Here is a 17,470-nt window from a genome sequence, read left to right on the forward strand (position 1 = left end):
TTATTTCACTTTCTTTTTTTCAGCTCTTTCTCTCGCTTTTTTTATATAGCTTTCTGCATCTGGTGTTTTACATGATGTTGCACCGTGATCAACCTCTACTTTTCCAATTTCACGTGCAATTTCAATCGCTTGTCGCTCTAAGTCTTCATTACGAATTCCTATTGCGATTAAAGCACTATTCATCGCTTCTTTTTTTCTATTTTTTTCATTATGTATATTTTCTTTAATCTCTTCTAAGTACGGAGAGAAGAAATCATCATGTAACGTTTTATTCTTAATCGCTATATTTGCTAATAAAGACCAGCCAGCTCTTCCAATCCATTCATCATTAGACTTTGTCCACTCTTCCATTCTTTCTATTGCAATTGGCGAAGTACATATAGATGTCATAAGAACATCCATCAAACAGTAATAATCAACATCCTGAATCCAACTATTAAGCTGTTCTGTCGTTATTTTTTTCGGGTCTAAAATATAAGTTGCTAATGTCATTGCATCCATATTTTTCGTTCCCCACAATCCAACTGCTAAATCGTGATCTTTTTTTATCTTCTTTTTTAACAATTTTAAATTCGCAAAACTAACTCCAAATAACGGCTCTTTCGCTCCGTGGTTTTTATACGTTTTTCGATTTTGTTCTGTTCCATATTCCTCTAGTTGCCGCATTACTTCCTCAAGTAACATATACCCACCTCTTTATCTTTTATGTTGACTGTATATATGTATGTACGATATATTCTACATTACTTTTTGGTTTTCCTATATTTATTTTTAAAATACGGTATGTGAAATTTTTAAACATTGCACAGCTACACCATCAAAAAACTATACATGTTAAACATACAGTTTTTTGATGGTATCAATTTTCCATAGAATAAGATATAAACTACGAAAGAACTTTTAATGAGATGTGTATTTCCAACATGTTTAGAAAACTCTTTAAAATGGTTTACTATCATACTTTTATACCTCCTTCATAAATTATGTTTACTACATTTATTCTTAGCCAAAATACTTTCTACATTTTAATAACTCTCTCAATAAGATTTTCTTATATAAAAATCCCTACAAACGCTGTAGGGATTTATGTCTAAATCATTTTGCTACACTCTATTTCATATGAAAATAGTTTCCTTATTCAGATGCATTCATAAGCACAATTCTCCAACCATCTGGATCCTCTATTGTGGTTCCTTTCTCTATCCAATATGGGTTTTCTGGTTCCACCTCATGATAGCCCATATTACTTAATCGATTCACTATCTTTTCAATTTCATCTTTATTAGGCATATAAAAAACTAGTAAATTATCTTTTGTCGGTGCCGGACATGGACTTCCATTAACATGTGTAGTAAACTCCAAATGATACTCTTCATCTGGTAATCCAAACATAACCCCGTCATATCCTTCGTGATTGTGAAATTCCCCTATACGTTTTAGTCCTAATCCTGTTTCATAAAAACTAATCACTTCTTCCAATTTATCTGTTGGTCTTGCAATTCTAAATTGAACCCAATTCTTCATGCAAATCTCCTCCTTTTCATTTTCCAAAGCTTTATAGTAATTAGTATAGGTTACATATATTCCCTTTAACATCCCTCATTAGTGTGAGCTTCCTAAGTTGAAAGACCTATTAGTTAATAAACAATAGGACTTTAGTATAAATTGCTATTTTGCATTGTTTCTAATGTTATCCATGACTGCCCAATTGGATTAACATATGGCCTTTCCTCATTACAAATTTTACAGTGAGAAGGTGCTTCTTCATTTTCGGGATACTGTACTCCACATGTAGTGCAAATATAATTATTCATATTCCCGCTCCTTTTTTCATATAATTGTTTCTTTACCAATATTTTAATAAAAATCAAAAATATTCGAATCAATATTTGGAACGAAAACGAAGTGATACGAAAGTATGATTTGGTGATTGAAAGTTTAAATAATAAAGTTTAAATTCATTCTATTTTTCAAAACTGCAATTGATATAAAATCTTGCATACTTTTGGGTAAACTTTTTTACAAGTGTAAAAAAGTTTCTTTGCATTTCCCTACCTATAATTGCTAATATAGTAGAGTAGAACTTTTATAGAGAGAAGGAAAATTATGCACAATGGAATTCGAATGACAACTTTAGTAAAAAGGGCTATGTTAGTTTGTGCGGGAGTATTATTCACATACGAAGCGGCTTTTGGATCAGTACATACTGCTTTAGCTAGTACAGAGGATGAAGCAAAATCTGTTCAACTTGTAAGTGAGGTTCAAACATCTCTTGCTCCGAAAGAAGCTCCAAAACATTATAACGGGCAAGTTAGAAAAGTCGCTTATTTAACATTTGATGACGGTCCTGGAAAATACACAGCTGAGCTTTTAGATATGTTAAAGAAAGAAAATGCAAAAGCAACATTTTTCCTAATTGGTTCAAACGTAAAAGCTTTCCCTGATCTTGTAAAACGCGAAGATGCTGAAGGCCACTACGTTGGGATGCACAGTATGACTCATAACTACAAAAAACTTTACACTGAAGGTCATTACGTAGATGAAATGAAGGAAGACCAAGGCTTAATCGCTGGTGTTTTAGGTAAATCACCAGTATTAACTCGTCCAGCTTACGGCTCTATGCCAGGATTAAACGAAGGTCTTCGCAACAAAGTTGTAGACAATGGCTTAAAAGTTTGGGATTGGACAATTGATTCTTTAGACTGGAAATATAACAAAATGCAAGTTGATGCTGCATCAGCTAAAATTGTAGAAAACGTTCTAGCTCATTCTACAAATCCAACAGAAGTTATCCTTATGCATGATATTCATCCACAATCAGTAAAAGCAGTACCTGGAATTATTAAAGGACTGAAAGAAAAAGGATATGAATTAGAAGCATATAATGAGAACGAACACTTCCCATTAAACTTCTGGCATGATAATCGTATGTAATGAAAAGACTTGATCCCCTCTAGTAGGTTATCAAGTCTTTTTTATCGTTTTTAGAATTTCCTTATAGAGAAAACCTATACACGCTTGCACCATATCAATATTATACGTCCCTTCCCTTTTATCAAATAAATTTAACTTTGAAATATCACATGCTATCTTTAACCTAGTTTAAATAAGTAGATGTTATATAATCGTATTTATAGTGCAAACTGAAGAAGCTTGGAATCAATTTAAGAAAGAAACGCGATAAGTAAAAAACTACAAAAGCGACTTATTCAAAATAAAAACATACATATCAGAATACAGTCAAAAAAGGATTGAATATACAATTTCAATCCTTTTTTATATTATCAACACTTTAGCACATATTACTCTTAAGGAGTGATATGTATATGGATTTTCTTTCACCTGAATATTTGTCTGCCTTGCTTGCCATTATTGTAATCGATTTAGTGTTAGCCGGAGATAACGCCATCGTAATTGGATTAGCAGCAAGAAGATTACCGAAAGACCAACAAAAGAAAGTTATCATTTGGGGAACCATTGGAGCAATCGCTATTAGGGCTCTCGCTACCTTAGTTGTCGTTTGGTTATTAAAAATACCTGGATTACTCCTAATTGGTGGTGTACTTCTTATTTGGATCGCTTACAAGCTGATCGCTGAGGGCAAAAATCATGATATTAAAGCCGAAGAAGGATTTTGGTCTGCTATTAAAACCATTATTATTGCTGATGCGTTAATGGGCATTGATAATGTACTCGCTGTTGCAGGAGCTGCCCATGGTAACTTTTCTTTAGTAATCATCGGACTATTAGTGTCTATTCCAGTAGTCGTATGGGGCAGCACATTAATTTTAAAATGGGTGGATCGTTTTCCTGTCATCATTACGATCGGAGCAGCCGTTTTAGCTTATACTGCCGCGAAAATGATTGTAGATGAGAAATGGTTCGCTGGATTTTTCGAAAGTAACCCTTTCGTTAAATGGGCATTTATCATTATTATCATCGTCGGTGTAGTTTTCTTCGGAAAGGCAAAACAAAAAGCAACAGCTGGTTTTGTCTCATAATGATGGTATATTTACAAATAAAAGGCGCTATTCATATGAATAGCGCCTTTTATTATTTATTTAGCTTCCCCTTCCGGAGTCGTTTTTACCTTCGTTTTGTTTTTATCACGGTTGTTATAGTTATACTTCGAACGATCTACTGGAGTGAATCCTTCCGGTGTGTAGAATCGTAATAAGTCACCATTTACGACTTGGTCAGAGTATTTTAGTGAGTTTTGAACCATTTGTTCATTTTTCTTTATTTCATCTGTAAATTCTACAGGTTTTCCAGTAGTTGTATCATAGTATTTGCCGTTTAGTGCAGTAACTGTTGGGCTTACGTAGTTACCGTTACGGAACGCAACGACTTGTTTATGATCTGGTGATAATAAATCAGAACCGAATTGAACATAATTCTTTGTATCTGTACCTAGTAAGTGTAATAGCGTTGGAAGAACGTCAATTTCACCACCGTATTGATGTTGTACGCCACCTTTCACTCCTGGTACACGAACGATTAATGGTACACGTTGTAACTGTGCATTTTCAAATGAGTTCATTTCTTTACCCATTACTTTTGACATTGCTGCATTATGATTATCTGAAATACCGTAATGGTCTCCGTACATAACAATAATTGAGTTATCATATAAACCAGATTGTTTCAAGTAATCGATGAAGCCTTTTACAGATTCATCTAAATAGCGTGCTGTTTGGAAGTACGTATCTACTGATGAATCACCTGTTGTTGCTGGTTCAATCGTTGCTTCTGCCTTATCAATTGGATAAGGGAAATGGTTCGATAACGTAATAAACTTTGTATAGAACGGTTGTTTCAACGTTTGTAATAACGGAATAGATTCATTAAAGAACGGTTTATCTTTTAATCCGTAGTTTACTACGTCTTTTTCATTCATATCGTAGTATGACGCATCAAAGAATTTATTAAAACCAAATGATTTATAAATATCGTCACGGTTCCAGAATGTTTTGTAGTTACCGTGGAATACTGCTGATGTGTATCCTTGTTGTCCTAAAATAGCTGGTGCTGATTGATACGTATTATGAGATTTCGTTGTAAAGACAGAACCTTGCGGTAAGCCAAACATTGAATTCTCTAACATAAACTCCGCATCAGATGTTTTCCCTTGTCCTGTTTGATGGAAGAAGTTATCAAAGTATAGTGTATTCGCATCTTTTGTAAATGAGTTTAAGAACGGTGTAACTTCTTGACCATTTAATTTGTAATCAATTAAGAAGTTTTGGAATGACTCTAAATGAATGTAAATTACGTTCATTCCCTTTCCTTTACCGAAATACTCAGGATTTGGACTTGCATAAGTTGATGTTAAATAATTTCGTACTTCTGTCATATTATCGCCATCCGCTAATGCTCGTTCTGTCGATGCTTTCGCACTTTGAATTCCATCATAAATTGTGTAGTTGTATGCACCTAAATATTTCACAATATAATTACGGTCAAACGTTCTTGTTAATAATTCAGGACGGTCAGACTCTGCAAGACCTAAGTTAACACTGAATAATAAAATACCTACTACAAATACTAGAGATAATTTATGCTTCGCAACACGAATTGGTTTTGGATTTGCAAATTTTGTTGCGACTAACACAATTAATATAATCGTGTCTAAGAAGTATAATGGATCATAAAGATGTAGCAACGCAAGAATACTACCACCTAAATCTCCAAAGTTATTCGTTTGTGTTAATGTCGGGAACGTAATAAAGTCACTGAAAAAGCGATAGTATACTACGTTTGCGTATAAAAGAATCGACAATAACAAATTAATGATAATTAACCAAATATAAGATCGTTTCCCTTTTGCAAATAATGCAAGTCCTAAAAATAGAACTGCTGAACTAAGCGGGTTAAAAAACAGCAAGAATTTTTGGATTGTGTTTGAAATTCCTAAATTGAATTCCGTTACATAAGCTGCATATGTTTTGAGCCACAATAAAATAACGGCAAACAGAAAGAATCCAAAATGATTGCTTAACACACTTTTGCTCTTTAATAAGAACTGTTTCATTTCTCCACCTCTTTTGATCATCCAAGGCTTATTTTTTTATAAGTCTGTCTCTCTATTCAAATTTTCTTCTTCAAATAGATTATCTTTATTTAACTATATGAAGAATATTAGTAATTATAATTTGAAGCTAGTATTTATTCAACTATTTCTTTCTAGACATTTTGACCTTGGTTTCTATTTAACAAAATAAATTTGTAACATTTCCTGTTTTCTCCCAAGATTCATCCACTAATTATGACACCCCATACTATATACCTTTATAAACTCATTCGCAAACTATTCTATCTCCAAATTTGGTACATATTTCACATGACAAAATAATACGATTTGATTATATTACTCCACTTACATTTCCCTTCTTCAACTAACTCTTTAAATCTTAAAGTCATTACATCCCTTCCATACATGAAAGAATTCTCCTGTTCATTAATATTATATTTGAATAATTATTCATTTGATCGACCAGCGATGTTACGTTTTCTCGACAAAAAACTCGCTCTAAAAAGAGCGAGTTTTTTCATTATATATTATTGACCTTTGTACATTGCATCTACTTGTTTTTGAAGTTCCTCATTTTCTAAGAACTCATCATAAGTAGCCTCTTTATCAATTACACCGTTTGGTGTTACTTCGATAATGCGGTTTGCAATTGTTTGCACGAACTGATGGTCATGAGATGTGAATAAGATTGTACCTTTGAATGCAATTAAACCGTTGTTTAATGCTGTGATTGACTCAAGGTCTAAGTGGTTCGTTGGATCGTCAAGTGTGATTACGTTCGCACCACTTAACATCATTTTAGATAACATACAACGAACTTTTTCGCCTCCAGATAATACAGAAACGTTCTTCTTAACTTCTTCACCTGAGAATAACATACGGCCTAAGAAACCACGTAAGAAGCTTTCAGACTCATCTTGTGGAGAGAATTGACGTAACCATTCAACTAAGTTGTAATCACTGTTCTCAAAGTACTTAGAGTTATCTCTTGGGAAGTAAGATTGAGAGGTTGTAACACCCCATTTGAATGAACCGCTATCCGGCTCCATTTCACCCATAAGAATTTTAAATAATGTTGTCATCGCAATATCGTTACGGCCGATAAATGCAACTTTATCACCTTTATTTAAAGTGAAGTACACATTATCTAACACTTTTTCACCATCAATTGTTTTAGAAAGACCTTCAACAGTTAATAAGTCATTTCCTACTTCACGCTCAGGTGTGAAGCCAACGAATGGGTAACGACGTGATGACGGTCTAATATCATCTAATGTAATTTTGTCTAATAATTTTTTACGAGAAGTTGCTTGTTTCGCTTTAGAAGCGTTTGAACTAAAGCGTGCAATGAAGTTTTGTAACTCTTTTACTTTCTCTTCTTTTTTCTTATTAGCATCTTGTGTTAATTTTAAAGCTAATTGGCTTGACTCATACCAGAAGTCATAGTTACCAACATAAAGTTGAATTTTACCGAAATCAAGGTCAGCCATGTGCGTACATACTTTATTTAAGAAGTGACGGTCATGGGATACTACGATAACTGTGTTTTCAAAGTTCATTAAGAAATTTTCTAACCATTGAATCGCTTTTAAGTCCAAGTGGTTGGTAGGCTCATCTAATAATAGAATATCAGGTTGACCGAATAAAGCTTGAGCAAGTAATACTTTTACTTTCTCTGCCCCAGTTAATTCTGACAATTTCTTATCATGAAGGTCTTCACCAATACCTAAACCTTTAAGAAGAATTGCAGCTTCTGACTCAGCTTCCCAACCGTTAAGCTCAGCGAACTCACCTTCAAGTTCAGCAGCGCGCATTCCATCTTCATCACTAAAGTCTTCTTTCATGTAAATAGCATTTTTCTCTTGCATTACTTTGTAAAGTTGCGTGTGACCCATAATTACTGTTTCTAATACTGGGAACTCTTCATATTCGAAGTGGTTCTGTTTTAATACTGCTAGACGCTCACCTGGCGTAATATGTATGTCACCTGTTGATGGTTCAATTTCTCCAGATAAAATCTTTAGAAATGTAGATTTACCAGCACCGTTTGCTCCGATCAAACCGTAGCAGTTACCTGGCGTGAATTTTATGTTAACATCTTCAAATAATTTGCGATCCGCGAAACGCAAACTAACGTTACTTACTGTAATCATTTGTGTCCTCCTACTAATACCGCTTATTTCAGCGTTTTCTCACCGATTGTCTTAAAAAATCGCATATTACGACTCAATTATTGTAGACTATAGCTATTATATAGTAGAAGCTGGATGAATAGCAACGGTTGATTACCTTTCTACAATGAAATCGGATAGTTTTTGTCCATTCCCCTAGCTATTGTATGTATATCATCGACCTCTTTCTCATATAACCTTTCACTGCTCATTCTGTAATATATCGGATTCATTTTCATCTGAAATATTATATACCGAAAAAACTGTAGAGAAATCATTCCCTACAGTCTCTTCTTATTTCGTATTTATTATTTTCTCTTTGTAACTCTTCATTTTACTCGTTAACCCTATTAACGCCGGTAATAATATCGGCATCACAATTAAAGCTAATAGAAGAAGTGCAACGCCAACTACTGATGCAACTTGTATAAGTGTTAATACACCTGATGGAATTAATGCTGCAAATGTCCCGCCTAAAATTAGCGCCGCTGATAATACAACTCCTCCTATATGACGAGATGCAGTTACAATTTTCGTTACCGAATCCCCTTCTATCTCGTTATAGCGCATCATTACGAAAATACTATAATCCACTCCTAAAGCGACAATCATAATGAAGCTAAAGAATGGAACATTCCAGCTTAATGAATCTACATGTAATACATGTGCACTAATTTGTTCGCTTATACCGAGTGATGCGAAGTACGCTAATAGTAATGAGCCAATAATAAATATTGTGTTTAGTAATGAGCGTGTAATTACGATTAATACAATCGCAATTCCAATTAACATAATTGTAGCTGTACGTAAGAAATCTTGCCCTGTTACTTCTTTTAAATCAACGTTTCTAGCTGTTGTTCCGCCAATTGCTGTTTTCGCATCATGTAATTCCGTTCCCTTTACAGTGCCATCGATTGTTTTATTGATTTCTTGAATAATTGGCATCGCTTCTTTTGAATACGGATTTACATCTAAAATGATAGTCATTTTAGCAATTTTTCTATCCTGCGACATGTACGTGTTCAATGCTTTTTGGAAATCTTCTCCCTCTAGCACTTCTTTTGGAATATAAAACTTCTCAGAGCTCTTCGATTCATTGAGCTCCCCTAAATATTTTTGTGCGTCATGCAGGCCATTACTTACTTTTCCAAGCCCTTCTGTACTTTTAGATAAACCGGATTGTAATTGCCCCATCTTTTCTTGCAGGTCTTTAAGGCCCGTTAAAAGTTGTCCTTGCCCATCGTTTATTTTCGTTAATCCAGATTGTAACTCAACTGATTTATTTGCAATTTGTTTTGAACCTGAAGAACCTTCATTTAATCCATTTTTAAGATCGTCTGCTCCCTTTTGTAACTTATTAACTCCATTGCTCATTTCTTTTAAGCCGTTATCCACTTTCAGTAACGATTGATTCGCTTCTTTAAATGAACTCATCGCCGTTTTGTGCTGTGTTGCTAATTGATTTAATTCATTTGAAAGTACGCTTAATTTCTTTTGAGCCTCTTTAGCAATTCCTATCGTTTGTTGTATGTTTGGATCATTCGCTAATTCTGGTTTCGTTTGAACGAAATTGGTCATTAACATTTCAATTTGTTCATATCCCTTTTTCGCACCATCAATCGCTTGAAAAATACTTCCGAAGAATTGATCGTAAGAGTTTAAACCTTTTTCTAACTGTGCATAACCAGCATGCAGCTGCGACGTTGCATTAGATAGAACATTTATATTTTCGTTTACTGAAGCTAAACCACTCTCAATTTGCTGTGCTCCTTGTGCACCGTCGTTTATGCCATTTGATAATTGATGTAAAGCTGTTCCTAATGCTGATACCCCGTTTTTCGCCTCGTTCGTTCCATCAATTAATTTTTGAACATTCGCAAGACTATTTGAATCATTACTTCCCATTTTATTTTTCGCATCTGTTAATCCATCATTAATTTCCTTTATGCCACCATCGGCATCTCCTAATCCTGTATTCAATTCTCCCGCTTGCTTATTTAAATATAATTCTTTTATCTTCTCACCAGTTGGACGTGTTGGTGCATATACTTCTGACACACCTTTAACTTTCGAAATTTTATCAGTTAATTCGTCTAAAATTTGTAGAGAAGTTCCTTCATCCAGCTTTTTATCAGATTGAATGACTAATGTACTCGGTGAAGAGAAACCAGGCGGAAAATGATCCTCTATTACGTTAATACCCATCTTGGATTCATACTTATTATCCACTTCAAATAAATCATTGTAATTAAGTGTATTAGAGTATTTTAATACGAAAGGAATCGATATTACGAATACGATGATTAAAGCGACAAATGGCCTTGCTACTGAGTTTTTCGCAAAGAATCCCCATAAGCGACTATCCTCATGACCTTTAAATGTTTTAACTGGATAAAACATTCCTTTTCCTAAAAGCACCATGAAAAATGGATTTAAAGTCGTTAATACGAGTAATAATACTAAAACACCAATTGCTACCGCTGAAGTCGATTGATATAATTTAAAACTTGCTAAAGCAAGTGATGCAAAACCAATTAGCACCGCTATTCCGCTATATAATACAGTTTTACCTGCTGATTTGAATGTTTCTTTCGTAGCTAAAAATGCATTTTCTTGTTTACTTAATTCTTCTTTAAACCTCGTATATAATAAAATGTTATAATCTGTTCCTACCCCAAACAGGACGACGACTACGAACACTTGTGTAAAGTTTGAGAATGGAAAATTAAATTGATCTACAAGCTGGGCAATAATCCCCATTGAAACTAAATACGATATACCAACTGTAAGAAGAGAAACAATTGGAACAACTGGTGAACGGAATACGAGGATTAATACTACAAGAATGAAAATGATTGAAATAACTTCTGTCTTTTTCACTCCCTCTTGAGAGGATTTAAGAAAATCACCCGCTATTAAGTCACTTCCTGTTAAATACGTTTTTACCCCTTTCGTTTGCACTTTTTCATGAAGATTATTTGAAACTTTTGATATTTCACCATGTTTTTTATCTATCGATATTTGCGTTAAAATAGTCGTATTATCTTTAGAAACTAATTGTTTCTCCAAGTCTTTATTGTCTAAATGTGAAACAACTTCCTTAATTCCTAATTGCTCTTTTTCATTTTGCAGGGCGTTGATTGTTTTTGTTATTTCCTTTTTTTGTTCATCTGTTAAAGCTGCCTTATTGCCACTATTAAAAACGGCTATAATTTCATACTTTTCAACCCCTTCTTTATCCATCTCTTTCATCATCTTGTCAGCAATACTGCTTTGCTTTGTATTAGGGATTGTAATTTTCCCTTTTTCTTTCACTAATTGATCCATATTAGGCATCGTTACGACCATTGTAATAGTAATAACTATCCATAATAGAAAAGATAAACTTCTCCAACTTTTTAACTTGCTCATTTGAATCATCTCCCGTTTTGAAAGTTTCACGTTAGTAACGGAATGAACGTTCATTCCTATTGTTCTATTACATTATTTTGTGAATTCTATTAAACTAGTCTTTCCGGAATGAATGTTCATTCCCTTAGTTACACAAACATCCTTTCCTACTCTCATTTTTTAAATCTATTTAGGAATGAATATTCATTCCTTTCCTTATAAAGCTATAGAATCAAATGATTCTAATAGCGTTCCAAGAGCTTTCTTCTAATTCTTTTACTAACTCTTTCGAGTATTCTAATTGCCCTGTTGCAATTACTTTCGTTAATTTTTCTAGCGGTTGATATACAATAATAATTAAAGCAACTGGAGGCAATGGACGAAGAAAACCTTTTGCGATTCCATCTTCAATAATATTCATAAAGAAGCCTATAAAATCATCAAATATTTTCTTACTCTGTTCATCAAGAAAATAACTATCACAGTGAGAATTTGTAAATAAAAAAGCATCTACATTGTTTCTCGCAAATTCAAATAAACGGTTGTACGTATGACTAAACTGTTCACGAATATTTGCTTCAACAGGAAAATCCGTTTTTATTATTTCAGAAAGCTCTAACATACTTTTTGAAAATAATGAGTTAACAAGTGCCTCTTTATTTTCAAAATAGCGATAAATAGTACCCGCACCGACTTTTGCCTTTTCAGCGATCATTGGAATTGTCGTACCATCGTAACCACGCTCTGCAAAAAGTTGCATCGCAGCATCAAAAATATCCTCTTGTTTGTTTTTAGCCATTTTTTCCACCTCTATTTCCAGGAATGAAAATTCATTCCGTTTTTAATTATAAATTACATGGATTAATAGTCAAGTGCGTGACAAAGTATAGTTACGTTTTAGTGAAAAAATTATATCAACGATTATTAGAATATATCAGCGCAAGTCTAATTATATCAGCGATTTTCAGAATATATCGGCGCATCTCCAATTATATCAGCGATTTTCAGGATATATCGACTTACCGACAACCAAAGAGAAAGCTGTCCCAAAAATTGTTTTTGGGCAGCCCAATTTTCTATTGAAAACTTAAAAGAAATCATAAATAAATGCTTCTCGTACCGGAACTATTTTCTCAAACGCTTGTATTTCCTCTTCACTTCCGCTAATTAATTCTAATTCATTCAGTTGTAACGGACGTTTATAGCCGAACATTATTGTAGATAACTCGTTTATATCCAGTTTGATGCCTTTATCTATTGTTTTTTCTTTTATTATTGTTATTTCATGATTTGCAAGTCTCACTGTTATGTTATTCCACGGAGCAAATGCGTCTGTAATGTTTAGGATCACTTCTTGCTGTACATTGCTCCAATTCAACTCATATTGTTTTAAGAACTGCTCTACATCTACAATTCTTCCCATAAAATATGGTTTTATTTCTGTCTTCACGCGCGGCTCTTGCAATGAATATAATAACGGTTCGCTTTCACTTACTGTCATTTCGATTTCTTTAATCATAGAATCATGCTGACAAATAAAGTTCCACAGACCATTTCGTGCTTCATTATGCAGTGGTACAAATTCTTCTACTGTCATTTTATAGTTTTCTATTTTGTATAACATGTAACCTGCTGCCTTTTTATTTTCATCATAGTAAATCGCTAATGTTAAATCATCATAAACCGCTTGTAACCACCAGTTCTTCTCTCGAACTAACATACATGAAAAACGTTCTGCAAATGCTTCATAGAGCTTCTCGACTTCTTCTGGATGATTTTCTTTATTAAAACGTTTCACAGTACCATTTACTTGTTTTTTCATCACTAAATCGCTCTTACTTATATGACATTTGAGTAGATTCGCACAAAGTTCCCAGCCGTATTTACGGTAAAACGAAACAGCAAATGGATGTAACATAGAGACTGTAAAGCCATCTTTTTTCATTGTTTGAAGTGAATGTTGAAGTAGCTCTTTTACATACCCACTTCTTCTGTACTCTGGATACGTCGCTACTCCTGCAACGCCACCCATTTTAAATTTTTCTTTACCTATGTAAATATGAAACGGGATGAGGTGTAGTTTTGCAGCTAAGTCTTCCCCTTCCATAATGCCGTATATTTCATGACTTTCCTTCATTTTTGTAAGTTGCTGCTGTAATCGTTCCTCATCTACTTTATATTGAAAAGCGTATTCTGATAAACGTAATGCTTCTCTAAACTTATCTTCTTTTAATTGTATGACATTCATATAATTCTCCTCCATTCTCTGTTTGAATTGTATCATAATTCTTACTATTATAGTTCGGTAAGTGAAATTACAAGGACGTTTTAACAAAAAAAGCAGATACATCACGTATCTGCTTTCCACCCTTTTTATTTAGCTAACTTTTGAAGTTCGTCAAAGAATGTAGGATATGATACACCTACTGCTTCTGCATCTTCAATAATTGTTTTTCCTTCTGCCAGGCAACCAGCAATTGCAAGCATCATTCCGATACGGTGATCACCATAACTATTTACTGTATTGCCTTTTAGAGCTGATTTTCCGTAAATGATCATACCGTCATCAGTTGCTTCTATGCGAGCTCCTAGTTTCGTTAACTCAGCAACGACTGTATCAATACGGTTTGTTTCTTTTACTTTTAATTCGTGTGCATCTTTAATTACTGTAATTCCTTCTGCTTGCGTTGCCGCTAATGCGATTACAGGAATCTCATCGATTAATCTAGGGATAATATCTCCGCCAATTTCAATTCCTTTTAATGAAGATGTTTCGATTGTAATATTTGCAGCCGGTTCTGATGCCTCTTCGTTAATTAGATCTACAGTGAACGTAGCACCCATTTTTTCTAAAACATCAATAATACCTGTACGGGTTGGATTCATTCCTACATTTTGTAATACTAGTTTACTATTTGGGATGATTGCACCTGCTACTAAGAAAAACGCTGCTGATGATACGTCACCTGGCACTTGAATGTCTGTTGCTGTTAATTTTTGTCCACCTGACAGCTTCACTGTTTTCCCTTCGCGAGTTACTTTAACACCAAATGCTTCGAGCATTCTTTCCGTATGGTCGCGTGAAATATGTGGTTCTGTAACAGCTGTTACACCTTCTGCACGAAGACCTGCAAGTAAAATAGCCGACTTTACTTGTGCACTTGCAACAGGAGAAATATATTCAATTGCTTTTAAATCGCCGCCACGTATTGTTAACGGTGTAAATGTTCCTTCTTCTCGGCCGTCTATGTTTGCGCCCATTTGTTTTAATGGGTTTGTTACACGCTTCATCGGTCTTTTTGCGATAGATTCATCACCTTGTACGCAAGAGAAAAATGGTGTGTTAGCTAATATACCTGACATTAATCGGATTGTTGTACCAGAATTACCAACATCTAATACAGCTTTCGGTTCTTGTAAACCTTCTAATCCTTTACCAACTACAGTAACCTCATCACCGTTTTGCGTAATTTCTACTCCCATTTCTTTAAAACATGAAATCGTACTTAAACAGTCTGCACCGGGCAAGAAACCTTTAATTGTTGTTTTCCCTTCTGCAATAGAACCGAACATAACAGCACGGTGTGAAATGGATTTATCACCTGGGATTGTAATGTTGCCATTCAATCCGTTATTAACAGGTTGTATTGTTCTTTCTTTCACGTTTTTCACCTTCTCATTTAAATTGTTTCATAAGTTTGGTATTCTTCTTCTCCAAGCGCTAGCTTTGCTTTCATACGATCTTCTTCCCTTTGGAAGCTAATACGTAATACCCCAAGCAGTCCTTCACGCGCTTCTAATATTTGCAAGTTCGTAATACTAATTTCCTCGCGCGCTAAAATACTCGTAATATGAGCCAATGCCCCCACCTTATCTAATACATCGACGTATAAGTCGTGATAGGCAGGAATTGCCCCTCTCTTTCTTACTGGTAAAGAATCACGGTATTCTTTCGCATCTGCAAAATAGTTTTGAATCTCGCCTGCATCTCCGGTAGAAACTGTTTTATATAAATCTTCCATTTCAGAGATCCACTCTTTTAATAATACCATTAAATGCTCTCGATTTTGCTTTACAATATCACTCCACATTTTTGGACTACTAGATGCGATACGTGTAATGTCTTTGAAACCTCCAGCAGCTAGTTGATGAATGAGCGGATTATCTCCTGCATGTTTCTCAACTTGCTTTACTAAACCTGCTGCGATAAGGTGCGGAAAATGACTAACGATCCCTGTTACATAATCATGTTCTTCCGTATTTAAAACAAGAAAATGTGACCCTGTTCCTTTTAACCATACTTTAAGGTCTTCCACTTGTTTATTTGGCACGTGATTCATCGGTGTTAAAATGTAAAATGCATTTTCAAATAAATGTGCCTTTGCACTTTCAACTCCCGTTTTATGAGAACCCGCCATCGGATGTCCACCAATGAAAGAAACATCCTTTGAAAATAAAGCTTCCGCTTCGTTCATAATAGACCCTTTTGTACTACCAACATCAGTCACTATAACATCTTCTCGTAAACGGAATGACGCAAGTTTGTGTAATAGCTTCTTCGTTTCTTCAACTGGAGAAGCAAAAACAATTAAATGTGCCTCTTCACATGCACGCTGTAAATCAACTCCTATTTCATCTACTACGTGTAATTCTTTTGCACGCTCTACTTGCTCTTTAAATATATCGTACCCTGTTATCGTTACATCGTGCTCTTTCTTAATTGCTAATGCGAGAGAGCCTCCTATTAAACCTGTTCCAATTAATACTACCTTTTTACGCATTTGCCTCATCTCGAGACTTATTTTTTTTATTTTCAAAGTGTTGTTTTAACACTGAAATCACTCCTTCATTTTGCTCCCTTGTTCCAACTGTAATACGGACACCCTTTGGGAATGGACGAATAATAAATCCTGCATGTGCACAAGCTTCATAAATCTCTGCAGCATTATCTACCGGTAAGAAGATGAAATTAGTTTGTGACGAATAAAATGGTATACCGTTTTCCTTACAGAAACTCTCGTATTGCTGTAATCCTTCTGTATTCATGTGAACTATTTCTTTAATAAACTCGTCATCACCAAAAGCAATCGTCGCTGCTTTTTGCGCTAATGAAGATACGTTAAATGGTAAACGTACGACATTTAATTTCTCAATTAGCTCTTCCTGTCCGATCGCATATCCAACGCGGAAAGAAGCTAATCCGTATGCTTTAGAAAACGTTCTAAGTACAAGAATGTTTTTATGTTTTTCTAAAAGCGGTAATGTCTCAGGGAAATCTTTTGCTGTTACGTATTCATAGTACGCTTCATCAATGACAATTAACGTATTTTCACTAATGCCTTCAATAAATTGAGTTAATTTTTGCTCATTCACATATGTGCCCGTCGGGTTGTTCGGATTACAAATCCATACGATTTTCGTATTATTATTTACCGCTGACGAAATTTCGTCTAAATCGTATACACCTTTATTTAAAGGAATTTCTTTCACTTCACAGCCTTCAATAATCGCATGATGGCGGTACTGCGGGAATGTTGCACCTGCTGTTACAATGTTATCTCCCGCTCGTAATACGGCGCGGCTTATCATTTGAATGATTTCATCTAAACCACTACCACAAAGTACTTGTTCCATTTGCACATGCAACTTATCTGCGATTGTTTGACGGAGCGTTGTAGCACCTCCGTCAGGATATAAAGCATGTTCCAACCAAGAGTTTTGCAACTCTTCTAAAACTCTCGGTGAACAACCAAATGGATTTTCATTCGATGCTAATTTCACAAACAAATGATCTCCGTACACTTCTTTCATTTGTTCTGGTGATTTACCTGGTTTATATGGTTGTAATGATGATAGTTGATCTTTTACTTGCACGTTA

At 34.7% G+C, this 17,470-nt stretch carries 12 protein-coding genes; 2 read left to right on the forward strand and 10 right to left on the reverse strand.

Going from position 1 to position 17,470, the window contains the following annotated elements; genetic code table 11:
• Positions 1–684, reverse strand: coding sequence for a DNA alkylation repair protein (locus tag DN407_RS14305; protein ID WP_000923474.1), 684 nt, complete (start codon positions 682–684; stop codon positions 1–3).
• A 450-nt stretch (positions 685–1,134) separates the two neighbouring features.
• A complete protein-coding gene (locus DN407_RS14310) occupies positions 1,135–1,524 on the reverse strand; it encodes a VOC family protein (protein WP_149216397.1) in 390 nt (129 codons plus the stop codon).
• Positions 1,525–2,106: 582 nt separating this feature from the next.
• Between DN407_RS14310 and DN407_RS14320 the strand changes: the two genes are divergently transcribed.
• Positions 2,107–2,934, forward strand: coding sequence for a peptidoglycan-N-acetylglucosamine deacetylase (locus DN407_RS14320; RefSeq protein ID WP_149216398.1), 828 nt, complete (start codon positions 2,107–2,109; stop codon positions 2,932–2,934).
• 392 nt (positions 2,935–3,326) lie between these two features.
• On the forward strand, positions 3,327–4,001 hold the full coding sequence (locus DN407_RS14325) for a TerC family protein (RefSeq protein WP_000346944.1): 675 nt from the start codon (positions 3,327–3,329) through the stop codon (positions 3,999–4,001).
• Positions 4,002–4,057: 56 nt separating this feature from the next.
• Here DN407_RS14325 and ltaS read toward each other — a convergent pair whose 3' ends face one another.
• The 8 genes from ltaS to hisC form a co-directional block, all read right to left on the reverse strand.
• The gene (gene ltaS, locus DN407_RS14330) at positions 4,058–6,031 is read right to left on the reverse strand and encodes a lipoteichoic acid synthase (RefSeq protein WP_000808774.1); all 1,974 of its coding nucleotides are present in this window, start codon (positions 6,029–6,031) and stop codon (positions 4,058–4,060) included.
• Between the two features lie 527 nt (positions 6,032–6,558).
• Positions 6,559–8,184: an ABC-F family ATP-binding cassette domain-containing protein gene (locus DN407_RS14335; RefSeq protein WP_000633864.1), complete on the reverse strand. Its 1,626-nt coding sequence runs from the start codon at positions 8,182–8,184 to the stop codon at positions 6,559–6,561.
• 312 nt (positions 8,185–8,496) lie between these two features.
• Entirely contained in the window at positions 8,497–11,613 is a 3,117-nt protein-coding gene (locus tag DN407_RS14340; protein WP_140337371.1) for an MMPL family transporter, read from the reverse strand.
• A gap of 211 nt (positions 11,614–11,824) precedes the next feature.
• Complete coding sequence (locus DN407_RS14345; RefSeq protein ID WP_001107299.1) at positions 11,825–12,391, reverse strand: TetR/AcrR family transcriptional regulator; 567 nt, start codon at positions 12,389–12,391, stop codon at positions 11,825–11,827.
• Between the two features lie 288 nt (positions 12,392–12,679).
• Complete coding sequence (locus tag DN407_RS14350) at positions 12,680–13,840, reverse strand: GNAT family N-acetyltransferase (protein WP_001100916.1); 1,161 nt, start codon at positions 13,838–13,840, stop codon at positions 12,680–12,682.
• A gap of 125 nt (positions 13,841–13,965) precedes the next feature.
• Complete coding sequence (aroA, locus tag DN407_RS14355; protein ID WP_000664628.1) at positions 13,966–15,255, reverse strand: 3-phosphoshikimate 1-carboxyvinyltransferase; 1,290 nt, start codon at positions 15,253–15,255, stop codon at positions 13,966–13,968.
• A gap of 17 nt (positions 15,256–15,272) precedes the next feature.
• Complete coding sequence (tyrA, locus tag DN407_RS14360) at positions 15,273–16,373, reverse strand: prephenate dehydrogenase (protein ID WP_001228131.1); 1,101 nt, start codon at positions 16,371–16,373, stop codon at positions 15,273–15,275.
• Positions 16,366–17,466 carry a histidinol-phosphate transaminase gene (gene hisC / locus DN407_RS14365; RefSeq protein WP_097998099.1) on the reverse strand — a complete coding sequence of 367 codons (1,101 nt, stop codon included), beginning with the start codon at positions 17,464–17,466 and terminating at the stop codon, positions 16,366–16,368. Before hisC ends, tyrA begins: the two co-directional genes overlap by 8 nt.
• Positions 17,467–17,470 lie beyond the last annotated feature (4 nt).

Source organism: Bacillus sp. JAS24-2 (assembly GCF_008274905.1).
In the GTDB taxonomy this organism is placed as follows: Bacteria; Bacillota; Bacilli; order Bacillales; family Bacillaceae_G; genus Bacillus_A; species Bacillus_A cereus.